General features: G+C 61.8%; 20 protein-coding genes. 14 read left to right on the forward strand and 6 right to left on the reverse strand.

Annotation, left to right across the window (positions count from 1 at the left end):
* Positions 1-147, forward strand: a 147-nt coding sequence (locus tag JO015_06540) for a ribose ABC transporter permease (protein ID MBV9998758.1), incomplete at its 5' end; no start/stop codon positions are given.
* Positions 148-211: 64 nt separating this feature from the next.
* Here the strand turns inward: JO015_06540 and JO015_06545 are convergent.
* Complete coding sequence (locus JO015_06545; GenBank protein ID MBV9998759.1) at positions 212-1,315, reverse strand: glycosyltransferase family 4 protein; 1,104 nt, start codon at positions 1,313-1,315, stop codon at positions 212-214.
* A gap of 503 nt (positions 1,316-1,818) precedes the next feature.
* Between JO015_06545 and JO015_06550 the strand changes: the two genes are divergently transcribed.
* From JO015_06550 to JO015_06560, 3 genes are all read left to right on the forward strand, one after another.
* Positions 1,819-2,985: a glycosyltransferase family 4 protein gene (locus JO015_06550; protein ID MBV9998760.1), complete on the forward strand. Its 1,167-nt coding sequence runs from the start codon at positions 1,819-1,821 to the stop codon at positions 2,983-2,985.
* Between the two features lie 13 nt (positions 2,986-2,998).
* Entirely contained in the window at positions 2,999-4,000 is a 1,002-nt protein-coding gene (locus JO015_06555) for a glycosyltransferase family 9 protein (protein ID MBV9998761.1), read from the forward strand.
* A gap of 138 nt (positions 4,001-4,138) precedes the next feature.
* The gene (locus JO015_06560) at positions 4,139-5,962 is read left to right on the forward strand and encodes an ATP-binding cassette domain-containing protein (protein MBV9998762.1); all 1,824 of its coding nucleotides are present in this window, start codon (positions 4,139-4,141) and stop codon (positions 5,960-5,962) included.
* Positions 5,963-6,250: 288 nt separating this feature from the next.
* On the opposite strand, the gene JO015_06565 is transcribed toward JO015_06560, so the two are convergent.
* From JO015_06565 to JO015_06575, 3 genes are all read right to left on the reverse strand, one after another.
* Positions 6,251-6,583 (reverse strand): hypothetical protein, encoded by a 333-nt coding sequence (locus JO015_06565; GenBank protein MBV9998763.1) that lies wholly within the window; start codon positions 6,581-6,583, stop codon positions 6,251-6,253.
* Between the two features lie 205 nt (positions 6,584-6,788).
* Positions 6,789-7,907, reverse strand: coding sequence for an OpgC domain-containing protein (gene opgC, locus JO015_06570; protein ID MBV9998764.1), 1,119 nt, complete (start codon positions 7,905-7,907; stop codon positions 6,789-6,791).
* Positions 7,908-8,120: 213 nt separating this feature from the next.
* Positions 8,121-8,951 carry a hypothetical protein gene (locus JO015_06575; protein MBV9998765.1) on the reverse strand — a complete coding sequence of 277 codons (831 nt, stop codon included), beginning with the start codon at positions 8,949-8,951 and terminating at the stop codon, positions 8,121-8,123.
* Between the two features lie 150 nt (positions 8,952-9,101).
* Here JO015_06575 and JO015_06580 point away from each other — a divergent pair, with 150 nt between their 5' ends.
* The 3 genes from JO015_06580 (at position 9,102) to JO015_06590 (ending at position 14,174) form a co-directional block, all read left to right on the forward strand.
* Complete coding sequence (locus JO015_06580) at positions 9,102-10,760, forward strand: alpha-glucosidase (GenBank protein MBV9998766.1); 1,659 nt, start codon at positions 9,102-9,104, stop codon at positions 10,758-10,760.
* A gap of 21 nt (positions 10,761-10,781) precedes the next feature.
* Entirely contained in the window at positions 10,782-11,306 is a 525-nt protein-coding gene (locus JO015_06585; protein ID MBV9998767.1) for a DUF937 domain-containing protein, read from the forward strand.
* 249 nt (positions 11,307-11,555) lie between these two features.
* A complete protein-coding gene (locus JO015_06590) occupies positions 11,556-14,174 on the forward strand; it encodes a hypothetical protein (GenBank protein MBV9998768.1) in 2,619 nt (872 codons plus the stop codon).
* A gap of 10 nt (positions 14,175-14,184) precedes the next feature.
* Here the strand turns inward: JO015_06590 and JO015_06595 are convergent, their stop codons facing one another.
* Entirely contained in the window at positions 14,185-15,135 is a 951-nt protein-coding gene (locus tag JO015_06595; GenBank protein MBV9998769.1) for a YihY/virulence factor BrkB family protein, read from the reverse strand.
* A 115-nt stretch (positions 15,136-15,250) separates the two neighbouring features.
* Positions 15,251-15,445: a hypothetical protein gene (locus tag JO015_06600; GenBank protein MBV9998770.1), complete on the reverse strand. Its 195-nt coding sequence runs from the start codon at positions 15,443-15,445 to the stop codon at positions 15,251-15,253.
* Positions 15,446-15,727: 282 nt separating this feature from the next.
* Between JO015_06600 and JO015_06605 the strand changes: the two genes are divergently transcribed.
* From JO015_06605 to JO015_06635, 7 genes are all read left to right on the forward strand, one after another.
* Entirely contained in the window at positions 15,728-16,156 is a 429-nt protein-coding gene (locus tag JO015_06605; protein ID MBV9998771.1) for a Fic family protein, read from the forward strand.
* Positions 16,157-16,346: 190 nt separating this feature from the next.
* Positions 16,347-17,420, forward strand: coding sequence for a substrate-binding domain-containing protein (locus tag JO015_06610; GenBank protein ID MBV9998772.1), 1,074 nt, complete (start codon positions 16,347-16,349; stop codon positions 17,418-17,420).
* Between the two features lie 122 nt (positions 17,421-17,542).
* The gene (locus JO015_06615; protein ID MBV9998773.1) at positions 17,543-18,538 is read left to right on the forward strand and encodes an ABC transporter permease; all 996 of its coding nucleotides are present in this window, start codon (positions 17,543-17,545) and stop codon (positions 18,536-18,538) included.
* A complete protein-coding gene (locus JO015_06620) occupies positions 18,538-19,359 on the forward strand; it encodes a sugar ABC transporter ATP-binding protein (GenBank protein MBV9998774.1) in 822 nt (273 codons plus the stop codon). The genes JO015_06615 and JO015_06620 overlap by 1 nt, the downstream gene beginning before the upstream one ends.
* Before the next feature lie 226 nt (positions 19,360-19,585).
* Positions 19,586-21,295 carry a response regulator gene (locus JO015_06625; GenBank protein ID MBV9998775.1) on the forward strand — a complete coding sequence of 570 codons (1,710 nt, stop codon included), beginning with the start codon at positions 19,586-19,588 and terminating at the stop codon, positions 21,293-21,295.
* Between the two features lie 187 nt (positions 21,296-21,482).
* Positions 21,483-22,058: a hypothetical protein gene (locus JO015_06630; protein MBV9998776.1), complete on the forward strand. Its 576-nt coding sequence runs from the start codon at positions 21,483-21,485 to the stop codon at positions 22,056-22,058.
* A gap of 190 nt (positions 22,059-22,248) precedes the next feature.
* Positions 22,249-23,925: a hypothetical protein gene (locus tag JO015_06635; GenBank protein ID MBV9998777.1), complete on the forward strand. Its 1,677-nt coding sequence runs from the start codon at positions 22,249-22,251 to the stop codon at positions 23,923-23,925.
* Positions 23,926-24,032: the final 107 nt, after the last annotated feature.

A 24,032-nucleotide genomic window follows, 5' to 3' on the forward strand; every position in this document is an offset into this window, starting at 1 on the left:
TTGGTGGGGGCGTTGATCATCGCGGTGCTCAACAACGGGCTGACGTTGATGAACGTGTCGTTCTACTGGCAGTTGGTGATCAAAGGGGCGGTGATCATCCTGGCGGTGATGCTCGACAAATTGCGCACCCGCGGCCAGCCCACGTAGCCCGCAAAAATTCTTTAACCGCGGAAGCGGCGACCTTCACCATACGTTACGGGCACCGGCCGGCTTATCCCCGGGCGGGAGACGGCGCGCTGCCGGCCAGCCTCTGCAGCACCGATAACGTTTGCTGGAGGTTGTCACGCATCGAATGGCGGCGCGCCAGTTCAATGCATGCTTCCCGGACGCCCTCCCGCAGACGCGGATCCAGCCATTTCTCGATGGCGGCCCGGAGCGCCGGCACGTTTTTGGCGTCCGCAATCACGTCGCCATGAGTTCCCGGTCGCATGATTTCTGCAAAGCCGTTGGCAGCGGTCGTGATCACGGGTAACCCGAACGATGCGGCTTCCAGGCAGGCATTCGAGAACGGATCGTAAATCGTCGGCAGCACGAACATGTCTGCCGCGCCGTAAAGCGACCCCATGTCCGTTACGGCCCCAAGAAACCGCACATTGGACGGCACCGGCCACGGTTTTCTGCCTTCACCTGCAACCAGCAGCCGTACCCGCGGATCTTTGATGGCGGCCATGGCCTCCAGCGCGTAATGCAGGCCTTTGCGGAACCATCCTGAGCCGGCGAACAACACGGCGATCTCGTTTCCGTGGAGCTCCCACCGGTTGCGCCATTCCTGCCGGGTTCCCGGCCTTTTTCGGAACTGAGCCTCAGGCAGGCCGTTACGGATCACCGAAATCTGCTCGGCCGGATAATTGAAGGCGGCCATGATTTCCCGTTTTACCAGGTCGGAGTTGGTGATGACTTCGCGCGCTTTTCTTTGGCGAAGCAGGCTCTCCTCCAACTGCTGTATTTCCTGGTGCTTGCGATTGGTGAACCGCAACCGGTCCCGCCAGCCCGGTTCGTGAGCACGCCGCCGCTCAAGCCAGCGCGCGTGTACGCCGTCCCCGGCCCGGTAGCAATCGCAGCGAAGGATCCGTTCCAAGCTGAAAAGGACATCCACACCAGGCTGAATGGCCTGGAGGTTTTGGGCGAAACTCGCAGGCGTATCGCCCGGGACCGGCACAACTTTTCCGTACGGCCACTCGGCCGGGGGCCAGTCCGCCGTGCCGTAAAGCGTAACCTCATGGCCGGCATCCGCCAAGGCGCGCCCGAGCCGTTTCAGGTACGCTTCGGCGCCACCGGTCCGGGAAAACCCCCTGCGAACGAGACCAATTTTCATGGAACTTATCGGAAAGGTTGTTTGTAACCCAAGGCCGGATCCGAATCCAGCCGCATCGTCACACGGCGGGCACAGCGAGGAGGGCGGGCACAACGTAAGAGTTCACACGGCGAACACGGCGAGACACGGCGAACACGGCGGAAAGAAGGGGAAAGAATTCGGAGTTCGGAGGCGCCGTAAAATCAGGTCCGATCTCCCCGGAGGGTCAGGCCCACTCGGCGGGAAGACAGGAATCATCCGCAGAACACGCAGAAGAACGCAGAAAAAATCCACGAAACCGGAGCTTGACACCGGCAACCGGCCCCCATAAGGCCGCTCCGAACTCCGAGCCCCGAACTCCGAACGCTTTTCCCCTCTTCCCGCCGTGCCCGCCGTGCCCGCCGTGTGACCGACACCCGTTACTCGTTACCCGTTACCCGTTACCCGTTACCCGTTACCCGCCACTCTCTTCCATTTGCGGCATTTTTCGGCTTGTGGCACTTGTGGCATTCTTTCCCGTGTCAATGGACCCGTTACCCCGCAGCATTCTGTACGCAACCTCGGCCCGCATCGGGGGCTATGGGCTTGATGCCGTTGCTCATGAAACCCTGTTGGGTATCCGGGATCGTCTGGGGCTTGCCTTGGCGTACGGCAACCGTGCCGAGAATCTGCGCCGTGTACCCGTGCGGTCGCTCGCCTGGCACCCCGTCCGGCTGCTTTCCAACCTGGAAAGCCGTTATTATTATGGCGCGAAAAAGAAAGCGCTCGACCGTGTTGCGAGCCGGTTTCTACAGACGGGGCGGTTTGACCTTTTCCATGGATGGTCGGGCGAGGCGCTGCACACGTTGCGTACCGCCAGGCAACTCGGGATCCCGTCGGTGCTGGAAATCCCGACGTGGCACCGGCATAAAGGCAACCAAGTGCCTCTGAAAACGGAGCGCGAACTGGAGATGGAACGGGCCCCGATTCCGCGGCGCTGGCTTTACCGGTTACTGATCAGCCGGCAACAATCGCTTGAGGAATATGATCTGGCCGATCTCATCCTGGTGCTTTCCGAACGGGCGGCTGAAACCTTTCACGCCGCCGGCATTGCCGATACGAAATTGTTCCGCATGTCGCGCGGGGTGGACACTGGCCGGTTCCGGCCGGGTTCACCGCCGCCGCTGTTCCGGGCCGTGTTCGTCGGGGCGCTGATCCGGCGAAAAGGTGTTCACACCCTGCTGGAAGCCTGGAAGCGGCTCCAATTGCCGGACGCTGAGCTCTGGCTGGTGGGCCACGTTCATGCCGAGATCAGGCCGTTGCTGGAATCGTTGCCGTCCGGCGTGCAGGTGATCGGGTTTACCCGGGAGGTGGAAAAAATTTATCCCCAGTGCTCGGTCCACGTCTTTCCATCGGAGTGCGAGGGGAGTGCGAAATCGACGTATGAAGCTGCTGCCTGCGGTCTGGCGCAGGTGACGACGCGTGAGGCGGGTGATATTGTGGTAAACGGCGTTAACGGAATCATTGTCCCGCCCAATAACGTGGAAGCGCTTGCTACCGCCATTGAAACCCTTTACCGCAACCCGGCGATGCGGGAAGCCATGGGCTGTGCCGGGCGCGAGCGCGTCGTTTCCGAATTCACCTGGGACCATTTCCGCCGGCGGATTCTGGAAGCTTACCGGACAGTAATGCAGAGGCATCGCGGGTTCTGAGCGTGCACGAAGGATGAAGCGCATCCTGACGATCCAATTGAAACGGCTGGGGGACCTGGTCCTGAACACCGCCGCCCTGGGCAGCCTGCGCCAGGTGTATCCCGGCAGCCGGATAACCCTGATCATCGACCAGTACTCCGCCGAGCTTGCGCCCGCCATCGAGGGGGTGGATGAATTCTGGGTTTACCGGCGCAACCGATCTCTGCCGCTGTGGGTCAGGCTGTCGGGCACGAGATTCGACGGCTGCGTGGATTTTACGGGCAACGACCGTGCGGCCCTGATGGTGCTGCTCTCCAAGGCCTCGCGGCGCGCCGGCCTCCGGCGGCCTGAGCAACGGCGTTTACGGAATTGGATCTACAACGCGCCGGCCTATTCCTCCGTCAGAGACCTGCACACCGTGGATCTTTACCTTAACCTGGTCCGCCGTCTCGAGCCGAAGGCGATCCCGGCTGAACCGGCGTTGCGCCTCCCGGCGAACGTCCTGGCGGGCGCACGGAGCCTCCTTCAGGACCTGGGCATCAGAAACGCCTATTTCGTGGTTCAAGCCGGTACGGCTCGCGCCGAGAAACTCTGGCCCGCGGAATCCTGGGCCACCGTCATCGCTGAGGCGCACCGGCGCTCCGGGTTGCCCTGCCTGCTCACCGGCGGGCGGGAATCGGCAGAGTTAAAGCACGCCGAAACCATACGTTCGGCGATCGCAAGCCGGGCGCCCTGCATTGTGCTGGCCGGGAAGACGGATCTGCTGCTCACCTGCGCCCTGATCCGGCAGGCAACGTTCTTTCTGGGCGTCGATTCGGTCGGCGCTCACCTTGCCGCCGTGTTCAAGCGACCCGAACTGGTGTTGTTCGGGCCGACAAATCCGTTCCACTGGCGCCCACGCCACCCCGGCGGACGCGTGGTCCGCGCCGGTTTCGGACCCGATTACGAACCGCTTTCTCCCACCGAGCCGGGGCAGCCGATGACCGCACTGTCGACCGACACGGTGATTCGTGCTATGGGGGACCTTTGCGGATGACGATGAACACGGACTGCGGATGATGGTTTCCACAATGGGCATGAACCGCCATCTCGATCCGCAGTCCGTATAACGCGTCCGTAAAAGCCCGCGGGCCGGAAAATCCGGCATTTTCCGCAGGGGCAGGATTCGTGCGACATGGCCAAACCTAAATTTTCGATTCGACAGACGTGGCAAATCGCCATCGGCCCGTATCGTGACCTGTTTCCGTACCTCAAGCCTTACTGGTGGAGATTTGTTCTGGCTCTGCTCTTCGGCGCCCTGTACGGCATGGCCAGCGGGCTTCTACCTCTGGTGATGCGGTACGTAAATGCCCGGCTCTTTCCCCAGGGCAGCCGCCTTGCAGACTTCTCCGGGGCGGGTGGACCGGATATCAGCGGCGTGGTTATCGTGTGTGCGGCCATCCCGTTCATCTTTCTGCTCCGGAGCCTTTGCGACTACTTGAACGCCTACTACATGGCCTGGGTAAGTCTGCGCGTCCTGGCCGACCTGCGCTGCAGGCTGTTCGAGCATCTCCTGCGTCACTCGCTCGATTTTTTTAACCGTGAGCGTGCCGGCCTGCTGATTTCCCGGGTGGCCAACGATACCATGGTCGCGCAGAATGCGCTCACCAGCATCAGCAGCGACGTGATCAAACAGCCGCTGACCATCATTTGCGCACTGTACGCGTTGATTCACCTCGACTGGAAGTTCACGTTGATGAGCCTCGTCCTTTTTCCGCTCTGCATGGTGCCGATCATCGTTTACGGCAAGAAAGTGCGCAGCCAGGGTAAGAAGGAAGAGGCCAACGCCAGTTCCATGATGACGGTCCTGCAGGAAACCTTTGCCGGCATCCGCGTCATCAAAGCGTTCGCACGCGAGGAACGCGAGAATGCAAATTTCCGCCAGATTACCCAGCAACAGTTCCGGCACAGCATGAAGGTACGCAAAGCGATCGAGGTGGTCGGACCGATGGTGGAGGCGGTTGCGGCCGCAGGGGTCGGCCTCGCCTTGTTTTACGTTTGGACGACTCACCTTTCCGCCGCCAAATTCCTGGCGTTGCTGGCCGGCATTTTCATGCTTTATGACCCGGTCAAGAAGCTGAGCCGCATCCATCTCACGATGCAGAAATGCTTTACGGCCACGAGCAACATCTTCGAAATCATGCACCGGGAACCGTCGATCCAGGATCTTCCCGCCGCCGTCGCACTCGGGCGCAGCGCGGGCGATATCCGGATCGAGAACGTGACTTTCCGTTACCGGCCCGAGTTACCGCCCGCGGTTCAGCAGTTGAACCTGCATATCGAACCCGGCAAGTACTATGCCCTGGTCGGGTCCAGCGGGGCGGGGAAGAGCACAATCCTGTCATTGTTGCTGCGGTTTTATGACCCGGATGAAGGCGCCGTCCTGATTGATGGCCGGGATCTGCGGACGGTCCAGCAGCGCTCACTGCGAGATCAGATCGGGATCGTCACCCAGGACACGTTTCTGTTTCACGACACCATCCTGAACAACATCCGGTACGGTCGTCTGGATGCGACTGAAGCGGAGGTCATCGGGGCCGCGAAACAAGCGTATGCGCACGAGTTTATCCTGGCGCAGCCGAATGGCTACCAAACGGTGATCGGCGACAAAGGATGCCTGTTATCGGGCGGCCAGCAGCAGCGATTGTCCATCGCCCGGGCCCTCCTGAAGAATGCGCCGATTCTGCTCCTGGACGAAGCCATGTCGGCCCTTGATTCGGAGGCGGAACGGGAGATCCAGGCTGCCTTCGAGCGCCTGGCGGAAGGCCGTACGGTCATTGCCATCGCCCACCGGCTCTCGACGGTTCTTAAGGCCGACCAGATCGTCGTCATGCATCAGGGGCAGGTGCGGGAGATCGGTACCCATTCCGAACTGGTGCACGGTTCGATGCTTTATCGGCGGCTGTACGAATTGCAATTCAATGTGCAGACAGAAGAACTCGCCGGCGTCGTGGCCTGAAGGCCAACTTCGGTCACACGGTCACACGGCGATCGCAGCGGGAGAAAGCGGGCACGACGTAAGAGTTCACACGGCGAACACGGCGGACCACGGCGACCACAGCGAGAAGACAAAATCACCCGGCCCCTGACGCTCGACCCCGGATTCGGCCCCGGGGCAAAGACGGCGCAAGTTCCTGGCATGCCTAACCAGCAGACCTCATCTGCGGCATTCTTCTCCCCGCTGTGGTCGCCGTGTGAACTCTTACGTCGTGCCCGCTTTCTTCCGCTGCGATCGCCGTGTGACGGGTTAGCGACGCTTTGTTCCCGGCGTGCTCGTACGCGTACGGGCTTCCGACTTTCGGCCTTCCGGTTTTCGCGGTTCCGGCTTCTCCGGAGGTCCTCCGAGGATTTCCGCATGCGGTATCTCCCCCGCTTTGGGGGCTCGAATCTCGATGTCGCCGCCGCGTTTTTTGACGATTTTTGCCGCGATCGTAAAGCACATCGTGCGGTAAGGGTTAGCCTCGTCGTCTACCAGCAGTAGTTTCCTGCCCCGGAGGTCCTTGCGGCCTTTCACCTTCGGTCCTGCTCCCAGGTTGGCGAGCATCGATTCCGCATGAAACTGCGCACGTTTCCAAGACATAGTAGATCGCGACCGGGCAAGATAGGAACTCAACCCGCCCTTGGCGAGGAAAATCTCCATTATAAGCCTGAGGCCCGATCCCGGCTCCATCGTAGGGTGGAAGCCTTCTCGGGACAAACCGCGCCGGGTTAGGTTTTACGCACCCGTGCGGTCGCCGGCCGGGGGCTGCGGCGGCACCACACCGGAGTCGGCTGCGAAAACGCTACTACGTCAGAGCCAGCGCGCGTTCCTGGGAATTCTGCCGGGAGTCCATCGACTTCTGGCGCGTGCGCCGCCAGTCCAGAAACCAGGCGAACAGCAAGGCGAGCAGAGTCTGCAGCAGGACCAGTGCAGTCGAGGCCAGACCCCCTGGATTATTGGCCGGAGTCACCCAGCCTACGAGCACGAGCGACAAACAAATCTGAAAGGCAAACACCGGCAGCATGTTCTGGCCCACCCAGCAGAGCGGGCTCAACAGTTCCTGGCATCGTGCCAGGTAAGGCAGAATCTTTGCCCCGAGCCAGGTCACCACGAAAAAGTTCAGTATCCTCAATGGTCCCAGGTGCCATTTATTCAGAAACCACCAGGTCTTACTCGGGTCCAGTTCCAGGTAATTGCAGTACCACCGCCAGATCAGGAAAACGATCGCCAGGACCAGGAAGACCGCCTCGCCGGCCGCCGGCAGCCTGATCGGCTGCCTGGCCTGCAGGCATTTTCCGAAAAGCAGGCCGCCCACCCACAGGAACTGCCACGAAAACAGGTCAAACGGGCCGGGGTCGATGAACGACAGGCTCTTTACCGGCCCCAAGAGGGCGTCCCGCAGATTAAACTGGGACAGAACCCAAAGCGCCGCGCTCGCGATGAATACGTTGCGCCACCCCCAGCGTTTTGCCGCCCAGAAAGCCGCGGGCGTAAGCAGCGAGAAAACGACGTACATGGGCAGGATGTCCATCAACGGCGGCTGAAAAGCCAGGCCGAGCGACGCCAGCGCCGCAGCCGCCGGATTCTTCCAATACGGGCTCAGGAGATCCCGCAAACCCGGGAGTTGCAATAAAAACAGGCTTCCGATCCCGAAAGTGAACACAAGCGTAACCAGGTGCGCCTGGTAAATCCGCAGGGCCCGTCCCATCGTGGCCATTTTGGCGGCCTCAAAGCCTTGTCGCTCGGTTCGCTTCTGAAAGAGCATTCCGGCGAGAAAGGCAGAGACAAACACGAAATCCTCTGCCGTCGAAAAGAAGCCGACCGGCTGATCAGTGAACCGGCGCAAAGGCGACGGAGAATGATTGCTGATCATCAACAGCAGCAAGAAGCCGCGGAGGATATCGAGTTCAACCAATCGCTTCATAACGCATTTCAAACGGCAGATCCCGTGCCAATTCTGGAGATACCTTCAGTTTTCCCGGATACAGAGGGCTTGGCGGCCATTCAATGACACAGCCGTGGCTGCCTGATCGTGCTCAATTCAAGTATACGCCTGTCATTCTGCAAGGATTCGGACCTGAGAAAACGCCGGCCATCCTGCCCGGATTGGACCGAACCATCCCCCGGCGCGCTCGGCCTAGCTCGAAGTATGCGCAGGCGGCTGCGCCTTTACAGACGTCGCAGGTGAAGGCTGCGCTTTTGCCGCCGTTGCCGTCGAAGCCGACGGCGTCGCAGGACGCACCTCACTCGCCAGAAACGCGGAGACGTCGCGGCGCAAAATCTGGTAGCCGGCTCCGCTGAGATGAATCTGATCTTGCACGAAAAGGGCAGGATTCGGCTTCCGGTCCGATCCGAGCATGGCGGTGCAAATGTCGATGTACCTGGTCGCCGGCTCATTCTGCAGGAACGTCTTCACCATATCATTAAAGCGCAGGATATTGTTGAGATTACGGATCCGGGCCGGACAAGGCTTAACCGAGATATAGCCGATCGGCATCTGTTCCGAATAGCCGCGCAACGCACGATAAAGGTCTCGAAACGACGCAAACGCCTTTTCCGGCGAGGTCCCCTCGGCCAGATCGTTGTCCCCGGCGTAAAGCACCACGGCGACAGGCTTCAGGCGCAACACCAGCCGGGAGACGTACCGTACGCAATCGCTTAAATGCGAACCGCCAAAACCGCAATTAACGACCGGGTAACCCGCGAAATCCTGAGTCAGGCTGGTCCAGAGGCGAATGGACGAACTGCCGTAAAAAACGATCGGCCGTTGCGTGATGTCGATTCGCCGGCCTTCAAGCGCCGTTACCTCCTGTTCGAAGGGATTAAGGCCAAGCGGTGAAAGCGAAGCGGCCGGCGCCGGGCCGCCCGGTACGACCTGGGCGGGTACCGGGGTAAACGATCCCGCACACAGCAAAAGCGCCGTCACGGTCCGTAGGAACCAACTCTCACCTCGAGCCTTAACCTTCATTTTGGGTCAGTGTAAACTTCTTACAATACGCATTCGAAAACGCGGCGCAAGTCCCTATTTCGCATTCGCAAGCGCCTCGCGTAAAGCGTTGTTATTTGTGCCGGCTTGCTTTATGCAAGCCTCGAATCCCGATACCCAAGCAACTTCCCTATGCCAAATGCCGTGCCGGCCAGCGTACCCCCTGAATGGTGGCGGGGCGCAGTGATCTACGAAATTTACGTTCGCAGCTTTGCCGATTCCAACGGTGACGGAATCGGGGACCTGCGCGGGATCACCGCCAGGCTTGCTTACGTGCGGGACCTGGGGGTCGACGCGGTATGGCTCACGCCGTTCTTCAAGTCCCCCATGGCTGACTTCGGTTACGACGTCGAGGATTACACCGAGGTTGATCCTCAATTCGGGACCCTTGCCGATTTTGACGCGCTGGCAGCCGAGGCCGGCCGGCTCGGGCTGAAGGTCGTCATTGACCTCGTGCTCAGCCACACCTCCGAGCGGCACCCGTGGTTCCGTGAGAGCCGGAAAGACTGGCGGAACTCCAAGACCGGCTGGTACGTCTGGGCAGATCCCAAACCCGATGGAACGCCGCCGAACAACTGGGTGTCCGTGTTCGGTGGGCCCGCATGGCAGTGGGAGCCGAGGCGCCGCCAATATTACCTCCACAACTTCCTTAAAGAGCAGCCGGACCTGAACCTGCATCAACCTGCCGTGCAGGATGCCCTTTTGGACGTTGCGCGATTCTGGCTGGATCGCGGCGTCACCGGGCTTCGCCTGGACGCCGCCAATTTTTACATGCACGACGCCCTGCTGCGTGACAACCCGCCATGGCCCAAAGAACGGCCGTACGCGGGGGAAGGGCGCGACGACAACCCGTACTACTGGCAGCGTCACCTCTACGATAAGTCGCAACCTGAAAACCTCGCCTTCCTGCGCCGGATCCGGCAGTTGCTCGATCGTTACCCGGGCGCGATGGCTGTAGCCGAGGTTGCCGACGACGAGCCTGTCGTGCGCACGGCCGAATACGTCCAGGCCGGCGTCTTGCATACGGCTTACAATTTCAGTTTTCTGGGCAAAGCGTTCGATGCCGGCGCGGCGCGCACGGTGCTCGGCGAGTTTGCGGCGACGGCTCCGGAAGGGTGGCCGTCCTGGGCATTTTCGAACCACGACAGCATGCGCCTCGTTTCGCGTTGGCCGCGGTCGAGCGACCAGCCCGGTCTGGCCAAAATGCTGACCGCTTTGCTGGTGAGCATGCGCGGTACGCCCTTCGTCTACCAGGGCGAGGAACTCGGCCTCCCCGAAGCGGAAGTGCCGTTTGAACGGCTGCGTGATCCTTACGGAATCGCCTTCTGGCCGGACTACCGGGGCCGCGACGGTTGCCGTACGCCGATGCCGTGGACGGGCGAAGGTCCGGGCGCCGGCTTTTCCCAGGTTGAACCCTGGCTGCCGGTGCCGGATGAACATCGGCGCCTGTCCGTCGCGGCTCAGGCCGGGGATTCGGGCTCGGTGCTGAACCACGTCAAGGCATTGCTGGCCTGGCGCCGGGAACGGCCTGCCCTCATCATCGGAGACTTGCAGTTCCAGACGGCGGACGGTCCGCTGCTGGTGTTCCGGCGCACGGCTGACGGCCACGCGCCGGTATGGTGCGCGTTTAACTTTTCCGACCAGCAAGGGAGCTGCGAGTGGTCCGGCGACGCGCCGCTCAGCGAGTTTGGCGTTCACGCTGCCAGGCAGCCCGGTGAGGTTTCACTCGGACCTCATGGGTTCGTGTTGCTGGAGGAAAAGGCCGGGCAGGAAACTCACCGGCGCAGATAAGTTATACATCCGCTTTCACCTATGAGCTTCTTTCAATCTATCCTCGCCGCCGTGGCTGATCCGAACCACGCGGGCAACTCGGGCGACCTCCAACGCTGGGCGGGAATCGCGAACCTCCTGCCCGGACTGCAGGGCGCCGAACAGCAGCTGCAACCGATTCTGAACGTGCTGGGCGGACATGTGAAGGATGCCCTCAACGAACAGCAACAATCCCAGGGCACCGCGGCCGTCCAGCAGAGCGTCACGGATCTTGCCCAGGGCGGTGCAACCGTTCCTGATCTTCAGGATTTTTTCGGGGCCGATCGGTTCAACCAGATCGTGGCCGAGTTGACGCGGCGAACCGGGCTCAGTGAATCGACCCTGCTCGGCATGCTTCCCATGTTGCTTCCGGTTGTCATGCGGCTGCTCGCCACCGGCAACCATGTGCAAGACCCGCAGGCTCCGAACCCGGTGCTGGGCCAGTTTTTAAATGCCGGCCAGGGAGGGGGTGCACTCCTGTCCGAAGCGTTTCAACTCGCCTCCCAGTTCCTGAGCCGGCCACGATGAGCACAACCATGGGCGCGGACGAGCGCTGAACGGCCGGAACCGCGCCGCGCCGCCGGGTGCTCGGACACGATTCCGGGTACGGTTGCCGCAAAGCGTTCGTGTAAGCCCGCAAGCGTGGCAGGATCAAAACAACCGCGCCGCGCCCTTATATTCCGGTGATACAAGAAACTTGATGTGCACGGGAAATTCCGTAACCCGCTTTAACTGAATATTTGATCGCCTCCGGCAGTCCAAGCCCCACCCTCTCGTATGTTCCACCGACTGATTCCCTTCCTTTGGTTCACGGCCTCATTGGCCGTCGTGGGCTGCAATCAACCGGCGGACACCTCCGCCCAGATCCAGGCCCTTAACGACAAAATCCGTGACGTTGAAAAACGCGAACAGCAACTGCAGCTGCAAGCCGAACGGGATAAATTGGACGCCGAGCGTGCGGCTTTGGCGGCTGAGCGTAAGGACCTGGAGGCGAAAAAAGCGGGCTTTGGGCCCGATTCACGATCAAAAGCGCCGGTCCTGCTTGCCGCCTCATCCGACGAAACGCGGCATCCCCGGCATGCAGATCGTTCCGAGAGCGACGGTGACGAGGAGCGTCCGGCAGCGGCCGATGACGATGACGCCGGCTATGATGGTCCGCCCCCGTCCGGCGCATCCTACGACGTCTTCTACGAAGATCTACGGGAAGGCGGCCAATGGTTTGACGACGCCACTTATGGGTACGTGTGGCAGCCCGAGGTGGCGGCCGAAGATCCAGGCTGGCGGCCTTATACCGATGGCCGCTGGGTCTACACCGACCGTGGCTGGACCTGGGTTTCCAACGAAAGTTTTGGTTGGGCATGTTACCATTATGGCCGTTGGGCCCGACTGCGGGAGCGCGGCTGGATCTGGGTGCCGGGTGATCGATGGGCGCCCGCCTGGGTTTCCTGGCGGGAGTCAGAGGATGAAGGTTACGTCGGTTGGGCGCCCCTCCCGCCCGAGTGCGAGCCGCAGCCCCGAACGCGGGTCCAGGGGTGGGTTGATCAGTATTACGATATCGGCCCGGCAGCGTACGTCTTCCTCAAGATCGCTGACCTGGTGCGGCCTTCCTACCGGCAATCGGTGCTGCCCGTGCAGCAAAACGTTTCGATTATCGAGCGCACCAGAAACATCACCGACATCTACTACAACAACCAGACCGTCAATGTTGCGGGACCTCGGTACGAACAGTTGGTGCAGCGGGTCAACCAGCCCATTCCCAAATGCCAGATCGACTACGTAACGCCTGCCCAACCGCGGGCTCCGTTCCAGACGGTTATTACCGGCAACCGCCTGCAAGTCGTCGCGCCGCCTGCCCGGTTGCAGCCTCGGGCCACCGTCCCGCCCCGGGCGACCCAGACGATTCAGAGTGCTCAAGTCGAACGGGGTTGGCAAAACGTTGACCCGGATCATGCCCGGCAGATCCGTCAGGCCTTGGCCCGCAGCGAACCCCAGGTCCCAAAAACCTTGCCTCCACAACCGGCGCCGCCGCCCAAAGCGGTGATCGTGGCGCGCCAGCCGTCGGCGGGGACACCTGCCGCTCCTCAGGCATCGCCCGGCGCCAATGACCTTTCGGCGCAACGGACGAAGCTGGAAGCGGAGCGCGCCCGGCTTGAGCAGCAGAAGCAGGCGCTCGAGCAGCATAACCAGCCGCCGCAGGCCGGGCCGCCGCACCAGCAGGCATCCCCGCCGCAGCCCGGCACCCAACGGCAGCCTCAGCTGCCACCGGGAGCGCAACCACCCCCGGCCGGCGCCCGGCAAGCCCAGCAGCCGCAGACCGCGCCGGGGCCGGCGCAAAAGCAGCAGCCGTTGAACGCTCAGCCGGAAGCCTCGCAGCGCCAGGCCGGGCAGCAGCCCGCGCAACCCCAGCCCCAGGCCGCACAATCACCACAGCAGCCGCAGGCGCAACCGGAAACGCAGCGGCACGCGCAAGCCGGGCAGCAGCCTGCGCAACCGGCTGCCGGCCAGCGCCAGGCCGAGCAGCAGCGCGTCCGGCAGCCGAACGCGCCATCACCGGCCGGCGCTCAACACCAGGTCGAACCGGGACCTCAAGCCGCACAATCGCCCGCTGCGGTTCAAAAACCCGAGCAGCCCAAAGCCGGACAACCGCCGGTCGCCCCGCCGGCAACCCCGCCGCAGGTTGATACCCGGCAGGTTCAGCAACCGCAATCCCGGCCGGAGGCGACCCGGCAACAGGCCGAACAGCAACCTGCCCACCCGCAAGTTGAACAGGAGCAAGCTGCGGCGAAACAACGCGAGCTGGAGGCGCAAAAGCAGCAACAGTTGAAAGCCCAGCAGGAAGCTGCCCAGCATCAGGCCGAACAGCAACGCGCGCAGCAGGAAGCTGCCCAACGCCAGGCGGCGCAACAGCAGCAGCAGGAAGCGCAGCGGCGTGCGCAGGCCGCCGAGGCGGCCCAACGGCAACAAGCCGCCGAGCAACAGCGGGCCCAGCAGGCGGCGGCTGCCCAGCACCAGGCCGAACAGCAGCGCGCCCAGCAGGAAGCCGCCCAACGGCAACAGGCTGCCCAGCACCAGGCCGAGCAACAGCGAGCCCAGCAGGCCGCGGCCCAGGCCGCCGCTCAAAAACAGGCGCAAGCCGCCGCTCATCAGCAGGAACAGGAAGCGCAGCGGCGCGCGCAAGCCGAGGCAGCCCAACGGCAGGAGGCGGCGCAGCACCAAGCCGAGCAACAACAGCGGGCCCAGCAGGCCGCGGCTCAGAAGCAGGCAGAAGCGGCTGCTGCGGCCGCTCACCAGGCGCCGCCCCAGAAAGCCCAGGCGGAAAAGGCGGCTGCGGAAAAGGCCGCTGCGGAACAGCGGGCCAAAGGGCATCCCTCGCCCCCCGGCGAGCGGTCCCAGTGAGTGACTTGGATCAACCGGAGCCTTTGGGCGAGTCGATCTCGATTTCCTGGCGCTTAACCCTGACGGCGTCAGCGCTCGGCCGCACGTGAGATCCGTACGCGTTCGCGTAAACCTGCGTGAACTCGGCTCCGAACAACACGATCTGGGCCGAGTAAAAGATCCAGAGCAGGAGCGTGATCAATGAACTCGCGGCTCCATACGCCGAGCCGGCGGCACCGCTGCCCAGGTAAAGGCCGAGCACGAATTTGCCCACATAAAAAAGCAGGGCCGTCAATCCCGCCCCGATCAGCACATCCCGCCACGTCAATTCCACATCCGGCAAAAAACGGAAGATCATGGCAAAAAGAAAGACGATCAGAGCCAGGTCGAAGAGCACGAAGACGCATAGCGCCAGCACGTCGCCTCCGGGATAATGGGCACTCAGGTAGGCGCTGAAGGCATTTAGAATGCTTTCAAACGTCAGGGAGACCAGCAGCAGGAAACTTACACCGGCAACCATGCCGAAAGAAAGGAAACGGCTCCGTATGAAATGCCAGAGGCCCCGGCCCGGTTTCGGTTTCACGCCCCAGATGGTGTTCAGGGAATTTTGAAGCTGGCCGAAGACACCGCTGGCACCAAACAAGGCCACCAGGACCCCGACCACGGCGGCAGTGCCGCTCGCATCAGGCTTGGCGGCGTTGGCCGCGATATCCTGGATTACCTTTACCGCGCTCGGGTCTACCAGGTAGCGCAACTGCTCGGTAATCTTCTGACGGGCGACTTCGCTGTTTCCAAAGACCATGCCGAACACCGCCAGGAGCACCAGGACCAACGGCGCCAGAGAAAAGACGGTATAGTAGGCGAGCGCCGCTCCCAGTGTGGGGCATTGATCCTCGTTCCATTCCTGAAACGATCGTCTGAAAAGGTAGGCGATTTTGGCCGGACCGCGTGCGGGGGGGTGGTTCGGTGGATTCTGTGGCATGGGCATTTTTATGGTTGTTTACGGCATCCGGGGCATTCCAGACCCTTGATCGTATTTTTGCGGAACGCCGGACGTCCGTCACAACCAGAAACCTGCCCGAGAGCCGGCGCCGGCTTCAATGCCCGAAAGGCCTGCCTTTGGCGAACGCCTTGCGAAAGGCAGCTTCGATTGCAGCTTGGTTGTCGCGCACGTACGCGCGCAATGCATCCAGCAGGGTGGGAGACAGCGGCCAGGTCTGACCGCCGGCGAGCAGGGTCGCTTCGTGCCTTTCCGGCTCGGCGGCGAGCTTCGACGAGTTTACATCGTCCATACTGCTTTTGAACGGAGGGGCGGCCGCTTTCTTTAGGCTGAACCGGCCGTGACGGGGTCCCGGAGGATTCCGGGAGATCGTTCGACCCCGCTTTTCGATTGCGCCGGACGCCCCTTTTGGAAACAATCCCGGTGTGCAACTCTTTAGGAGACCCCCCAAGCCTCCCCCGGACAGTGCTCCAGAGCGGGAGGACAAGATCCGCTTCGCCTCGGATGAAGCGGTGCGGAAAGTGGCACTGCGAGTTTTCGCCAAGTATAAGTTGACCATGCAAAAGTTAGGCGTGTGAGCGAGTCACCGTTCCTCTATCTTACCGTCGACCAAATCCATGCGCTGCACGCCATTGCGGTTGAAGAGTTCGGCGGCCAGCCCGGCCTCATGAACCCGGGCAACCTGCAGATGGCGGCTCGTGTGCCTTACGATGTGTGGCTCCTCGACGGCGGCGATGTCTGGGAACAGGCTGCAGCTTACGCGTTTTCGATCACGAATCACCCTCCCTATCACGACGGAAACAAGCGCACGGCGCTGGCGTGTGCCCTGGCTTTCCTGGAGATAAATGGCTGCGACCAGCACAATTTTGAGGAAGGGAACCTGTTCGAAGCCGTTAACTGGCTGGGACAGCACGAACTTTCCCGCCGGGGCTTTGCCCAATACCTGCGCGATGCCTATGACGGCACGAGCGGTACCTGGGGCGAAGATAACCCGGAAGGTTGAGGCGAGCAGCGCGGCCGCTCCAGCGCCGGCCGGGATTGTCTTTGTCCCGGAGAGGCAACCCGTCTTGGCCCGGTGCTTTATCACGCCGGAGACCCGTCTTCGCCCTCGGCCGCTTGTGCCCCGCCGCTGAGGCCCAGGCGATCCGATTCGGATTGACAAATGCGATTGCGCTCGGCCTGACTATTCGTTCATGCCGAAACTTTTCCCCCTGGAACGTCGCGCCCTTGACACGAGGGCGTCATCTTCAGACCATTCGCCCCGCTTGCCGTTCGCTTTTGCCGCGCGCCGGCTTCGGCCGCTCCTCATTCCCGCGCTGGCGCTCGTCGCGCTGTTTGGACCGGTGGTCGCCACCTGGGCGGCCCCTGATGAAATCATCGTCGGCCTCGTCACCAAAACCGAGGTGAACCCGTTCTTCGTCAAGATGAGGCAGGCAGCTGCCGCCGAAGCGGGGAAACAGGGCGTCAAGCTCATCGCGCGCGCCGGCAAGTTCGACGGGGATAACGAAGGTCAGGTTGCGGCGGTCGAAGCGCTCATCAGCGCGGGCGCAAAGGGCATTCTGATCACCCCGAACAATTCGACCGGCGTGCTTGGAGTGGTGAAAAAGGCCCGCGATAAAGGCATTTTGGTCATTGCCCTGGATACCGCGACGGATCCTCCGGACGCGGTGGATGCGACGTTTGCCACGGACAATTTCCAGGCCGGGGTTCTGCAAGGCAAATATGCCCGGAAAGCATTGGGCGACAAGACGCCGAAGCTGGCCATGCTGGACGGGACCCCCGGCGGCACGGTCGACACCTTCAGGCACAACGGCTTTTTGGAGGGTTTCGGCATCAAAGAAGGTGATCCGGCCGTTGTCGGCCGGCAGAACACGCACGGCGCCCAGGATGAAGGTCAAACGGCGATGGAAAACCTGTTGAGCGCCCACCCGGACATCAACGTGGTCTACACCGTCAACGAACCCGCGGCGGAAGGGGCTTACGCGGCCATCAAGGCGGCAGGCAAAACCAAAGACGTCGTCCTAACTTCCATCGACGGTGGCCGTCTCGGCGTACAGTACGTCAAGGATGGCAGGATCGCGGCCACGGTGATGCAGTTCCCCTTGATCATGGCCACCCGCGGCGTTGACGCCGTGGTCGATTACGTGAAGACCGGAAAAAAACCGAGTGGATTCATCAACACGGGTGCCGAGTTGATCACCGATAAACCTTTTGAAGGGCTGCCCTCAAAGGATACGAAGTGGGGATTGGAAAACTGCTGGGGGTAAAAGCAAAGCCCGGCGCAGCCGGGCGGCACGCGAGGTTCCGCCCGGCCCCTGACGAGGTTCCTCGGCCACCCTTGGGCCCTCCTTCGCGAGCGCAACCGTACGGCGGTCACCGTCGCCATCCGATGTCCAACCCAGAAATCGCTCTGTCTCACCGCAAGGGAGACATGCCGGCAGCCCTCCGGCTTTTGACGCTGCCGACCTTGGGGCCGCTGCTCGTCCTGTTGTTGTTCGCCGCCTACTTCGGACTCACCACACGAACCTTCCTGGCTCCGGGTAATCTGTCGCTCGTCGTCCAACAGAGCGTGATCGTCGGCACGCTCGCCATCGGGCAGACCCTGGTCATCCTGACTGCCGGTATCGATCTGGCCAACGGTGCCGTCGCCGTCTTCGCCACCATCGTGGCGGGACGCCTCGCAAACGCCGGGAACAATGCCATGGCATGCCTGGCCTTCGCCATCTTTCTCTGCGTGCTCGTCGGGTTCCTCATCGGCCTTCTGGTCAGCAGGCTGCGCCTGCCTCCTTTCATCGTCACCCTCGGCTTTCTGGGCATCGTGACCGCAGCCACCCGTCTCATCGCCCAAGGAGGCGCCTTCCCGGTTACCGACGATTTCCTCAGCTGGACCGGCAATGCCCTTTCCATTCATGGAACGGCCGTCACTTACGGTACGATGCTTATGATCGGCCTTTACGTCATCATCTGGTACCTCCTGACCCAGACGGCGTGGGGCCGGCACGTCTACGCCATCGGCAATCACCGCGAGGCGGCGCGCCTCGTCGGCATCCCGGTCGAAAACCGGCTGCTCTCGGTCTACACCCTGGCCGCGTTTATTTACGGCGTGGGCGCGTGGCTGGCCCTCGGGCGCATCCCCAACGCCGACCCTAATGCGCTTCAGAATGCCAACCTGGACAGCATCACCGCGGTCGTGATCGGCGGGACGAGCCTGTTCGGGGGCAGGGGCAATGTCTGGGGCACGCTGGTAGGAACCCTGATCGTGTCCGTCCTGCGCAACGGCCTGACGCTTTCCGGGATTGATCCACTCTGGCAGGATCTGGTTACGGGCGTGCTCGTGATCGGGGCCGTGGCTCTGGATCAAATTTCACGACGGAGGCAGCGCTGATGCCTGCTTCGCCGCCGTCATCGCCAACGACACCCGGGATCGTCCTCGAGGCGCGCGGGATCGTGAAGCGTTACGGCCACGTCACGGCACTTAACGGCGCCCACCTTGAACTCAGGGCTGGGGAGGTGCTGGCCGTGGTGGGCGACAACGGGGCCGGGAAAAGCACCATGATCAAAGTGCTCTGCGGCGCCGTGATCCCGGACGAGGGCCAGGTGTTCCTGGACGGCCAGCCCGTCCGGTTTCAAAACCCGCTCGACGCGCGCAAACGCGGGATCGAGACGGTTTTTCAGGACCTCGCGGTTGCGCCCGCTCTGGACATCGCCACCAACCTTTTCCTCGGACGCGAAGTGCGCCGCAACGGACCCGTCGGCTCGATGTTCCGCCTTTTGGACAAGGGGCGCATGCGACGCGAAGCCGAACGGGAAATGGCGGAGCTGAAATTCCACCTGCCCGCCATCGACAGCGCCGTGGAAAACTTGTCCGGCGGCCAGCGGCAGGGCGTCGCCGTCGCCCGCGCCGCGATCTTTGCCCGCCGGCTGGTGATCATGGACGAGCCGACCGCCGCCCTGGGGGTTCGTGAATCGGGACAAGTGCTGAATTTGATCCGCACCATCCGCAACCGCGGGTTGCCGGTAATTCTGATCAGCCATAACATGCCGCACGTGTTTGAGGTTGCCGACCGCATCCACATCATGCGGCTTGGCCGGCGTGCCGCCCTCACCGCGCCTCGGCGCCACACCATGGCCGAGGTGGTGGCCATCATGACCGGGGCCGCCCCCGGCGATGAGCCTGCAGTTGACGAGGCACCCGACGCCGGGTGAGATGCCCGCCCCACTGCGGGGCAGGCGGCGCCGCCGTCAGCAAATGCGCGGCTCGAAAATGTTTTACAACTGCTAAATCCATTATATGGGATCATATCGATAGTCTTGATAATTAACATGGATTGTAAAATCGCCAGGGGGCGTCTGCACGGGACGCATCGCCCCATTCGCCCCGCCGGCCGGCTCGTCTCCGGCCAGCCCGGTTCTTTACTGCACGGATCCGCTTATGGCTGATGAGTTGAGGGCCCACGCCGAGCGGCTGCGGGCCCTTCTTGAACAAGAGCGCGAAGCATTATCCGGCAGCCGGGAAACCATCGCCCGGCTACTGCACAGCATCATGGGCCATTTGCATGATGCCGACACCGACTGCGGCATCAGACCCCCTGAGGTAACGGCTAAAGAACAAGCCGAGGAAGCCCTTCGGCTGTTGGTGGACCGGTTGCCCGATGGGGTGCTCGTCAACTGCGAGGACCGCATCGTCTTCGCCAACCCGGCCGCCTGCAAGATCCTCGGTGCCCGCCGGCCTGAAGAGTTGCTCGGCAAAGGCGCACTGGAACTGGTGTCCCCGGAAGGACGCGTGCGTGCGCAGCGGCGGGTTCAGCGCGTGTTGGCGAGCGTGGAAGTAGCCCCCGAGGAGGACACGCTCTTGCAGCTGGATGGCACGCCGGTGGAGGTCGAAGTCACCGCCATTCCCTTCCTGCACGAGGGCAAAGCGGCGGTGCAAGTCATCTTGCGCGACCATGCCGAGCGCAAACGGCTTGAGGCCCAACTGCGCCACGCCCAAAAACTGGAAGCCATCGGCCAGTTGGCCGGGGGCGTGGCCCACGACTTCAATAACCTGCTGACCATTATCCAACTCCACGCCGCCTCCCAGCTGAGCGCCGGGAATCTGAGCGCAAAGGTGGCCGAATCGGCCCACCAGATCGCCGTGGCCGCCGAGCGGGCGGCCGCCCTTACGCGCCAGTTGCTCACGTTCAGCCGCAAGCAGGTGACCCAGATGGCCGAGCTGGACCTCAACGAGGTGGTCGCCGACCTCACCAAGATGCTTCAACGACTCCTGGGCGAGGACGTCCGGTTGGACGTGAGCCTTTCCCCCGCCCAGCCCTTCATCCGTGCCGATGCGGGCATGATCGAGCAGGTGGTCTTCAACCTGGCCATTAACGCGCGCGACGCCATGCCCCGAGGCGGGCGCCTCCGCATCCAGACGGAAATGGTCGACCTGAACGAGTCTGGTGCCCAAGTCAACCCCGAGGCGCGCCCGGGCGCGTTTGTGTGCCTGAGCGTCAACGACACGGGCCAGGGAATCGCTCCCGAACACATGCCGCGCCTCTTCGAGCCGTTCTTCAGCACCAAAAAGGTGGGCGAAGGCACAGGCCTGGGCTTGGCGACCGTCTACGGCATCATGAAACAGCACCACGGCTGGATCACCGTCGAAAGTCAGATCCAGAAAGGAACCACGTTCCGCGCCTTCTTTCCGCGGTCGTTCGGGGTGGAAGCGGCCCCCCTCGAACCCGGCGAACCCATGCACGCGCCCGTGCTCCCGCGGGGCAGTGAAGGCATCCTGGTAGTCGAAGATGAAGCGCCGGTGCGGCAGGTGGTGCGGACGATCCTGGAGAGCCTCGGTTACCGTGTCTTCGAAGCCGATTCGGGTCCGGCAGCTCTCGCGGTGTGGCGCGAACGCAAAAGTGAAGTTGGGCTGGTGCTGACCGACATCGTCATGCCCGAGAGCATGACGGGGCGCGCGCTGGCCGAACGGCTGTGGGCGGAGGCGCCGACCTTGCCGGTCATCCTCACCAGCGGCTACAGCCCGCAGATGGCCGGCCAGGAACGCGGGGTCGGCGAGGGGGTGGCGTTCCTCCAGAAACCGTACCTTCCTGATCGGCTGGCCACCCTGGTGCGGGAAGTTTTGGATGCACGGGAAACGGTCTGTCCATAAGGAACAGGTCCCGGCCCCAAAAGTGAGTCACCCCCGCTTTGCCGCCAGGCGTGGAGCGGGTGAAGGGAATCGAACCCGTATGGAACGCAGGGGCTCGAGACGATAAGGCTCACGATTACTTGGCAACACGCGATGCAATACAGAGCATCATACCGTCCGGTGATACCGACCCGGTGTTTGGTAACGTATGGCGCAAACCGACCGCAGACCCCGTCTCCAGTTTGACCTTTCGCTGGTGGAGGCGCTCAGGCGGATCTACGCCACGGCATGGGAGATGGCGGCCTTCTTCGGGTGGCATGAGAGCACCATTTACTGGCAACTTCAGAAGCCTGAAAGCGAGTTTTGCAAGACTTACGCTAAAGGGAGTTCACATCAAAACCTCCGGCTGCGGGCCAAGCTCGTAGAGGTGGCAAGGCGCGGGGCCTGCTTCATTTTGTGGAAGTTGGCAACTCACCACCTTGGATACAGCGCATACCCGTCCCAGGATATAAACGTCCAAAGCACCGCCATTTCGGGGAATAAACCGGCAATTATCATCGACGAAATGACCAAGAAACGCTTGAACAAGCTTACGGAAGTGATCCGTTGCGAAGAAGCCTGCCCGCATGACCCCGTTGAGGCTGCCTTGACACGCCGGTTTCGATGCCGCCCCGCCTTAACCCAGCCAAGCGCCACGAAATGCGCAATCATCCACCGCTTGGCTCGGGCGCTAAAGGTGCGGGAAGACGAATTGTTCCGGACTGCGTATAGGGAGATCAGCTGAAGCAGCAACGATTCGGGCGTCGCATTTGGCTTGGGACGTTGTTTTGACCTGGCCGTCTGTTTTTGAATTTCCATACTGGTGCGTTGCTGCGCCGGGAGTAAATGCGGGAACATAGCGCGACCGTCCACCGCGTTCCCCTTGAGCCTTGTACGCAATCGGCAGTTTCTGCGCTAGAGTGCCACCTTTTATCATGAAACTGCGATGCGACCTGTGCTCAGATTCCGGTGCACTCCAGGAACTCCGGCATTTTCTCAAAGGCTTCCTCCATCACCAGGGCTGGACTACCGCCATGATCAAAGGACCTTGGGGGATTGGGAAAACCTCCGCAGTGCTCTCCCTGTTGAATCCCGCCAATGGTAAACCGCCCGAAGACCTAGAAGTTAAAATGTTCGCTTACGTTTCCTTGGCCGGGGTAAAGGAGCTGAACGACGAACGCTCGGTATTTCTGAGCGGCCTGGAGCGGTTTAACGGAGCTGCATTGGGCAAAATAAAGAGCGCAAGCAAAATCCTCTCAAAGACGCTCTCCGGGGTAGTGAGTTTAGGAGGGTACGGAAGCCGCCTTTCTGGCTTGGCTGAACTCGCCGCCCTTGGAGCTTCCGGGTTAATGTCCAACGCACTTGTAGTCTTCGACGACTTGGAACGTCGCGCCACCGCGCTCGAATTGCAGGAGGTGCTCGGGTGCGTGATGCGTTTGGTCGAGACGCGTGGTTGCCGTGTACTGGTGATCTGCAACGAGGATGCGCTCGCGAAGGACCTCGACGTGTTGAACCTTCAACGCGAAAAGGTTTTTGATCTTGAGTACGCCTTCGAGCCTTCGGTCAAAGATCTCGTTTCTGCCCTTGTGGCCGGCGACTCAGTTCGCAAATGGCTGCTGCGCGCGTTCGAGCCACTTGGGATCAGAAATCTCCGCGTTCTTGCCAAAGCTGCAGGGGCGGTCGCTCATTTTCAACGTAACCTCACCACGTGGCCGGCACCTACGCGTGACCGCATTCTCGAAAACGTGGCCCATATAACCGCCCTGAGGTGGCAAATCGGCCAACCAATCCAAGCTGGAGATCTCGAGGCCGGGGCGATCCTGAAACTACGGTCGGAGGTCGTAAAGAGTTTTCAACCTTCGCCTTTGCAGCAGGCGCTCATGCGAAGCGATTTCATCGCGTCGGTTGCCGACCCGCTCGTGCTTGAATACCTGTCCTCGGGAAAACTAAACTCAGTACAGCTTGAGCAGGCCGCATCGGTGGAGGCTAGACGTGCCCAGAAGAGCTTGGCTTCGGACTTGGCGGATCGCCTGGTAACGGCCTATTGGGACACATTCGCCCCCATACCCCGTGATCTCATCGCAGAAGGGCAGCAGCTCTTGGAGGAGCCTTTTCACGATCACGAGTGGTCCGCCCTGCTAAAGATCATTCTCGTTTTCCAGCATCTCAAAATGGAGGTGGATCATGCGGCGTTGGAGCGACGTTGGGCAAGAGAATGGGAGTGGGAAGATCGTTTAGCATCTGAGGCGCTTATGCAGTTACAAGGTGAAGAGGCTCGCACCATCTTTACAGCGAGAATGACCGAGCGGCAGGTGAGGAATCTTCAGCCTCGCGAGGTTTTCGTGCATATGCTAATAACCGGCGGGTTTAATGGCGAACTGCTAAAAACGAAAGAGTTTCGGGATCCGGACTGGCTCTGTAATGCCCTCAAACAAGTGCATGTGCTCGGACTCCCTGAAAGGCTCGGTACTTTGTCGCGATTGCTGCGTGCAACGCCCGAACTAAAGGATGCTTCTGAATCGTTGGAGCAAGCATTGCAAAGCCTTTCCCCAGAGAACACCGCAAACGAAGCCCGAGTGCGTCAGATCAGGCATAATTCGGAGCAGGAATGAAGAGCACGTGAATGAGGGGCGTCAGATGAGCGCCGTGGTTGGCGGGTTGCTGGTGCTCGATCCGTAAAGACCTTCACCCCGCTTGGGGCGGCCATAACCTTCAAAGC

This window comes from Verrucomicrobiota bacterium, from assembly GCA_019247695.1.
Lineage (GTDB): Bacteria > Verrucomicrobiota > Verrucomicrobiia > Chthoniobacterales > JAFAMB01 > JAFBAP01.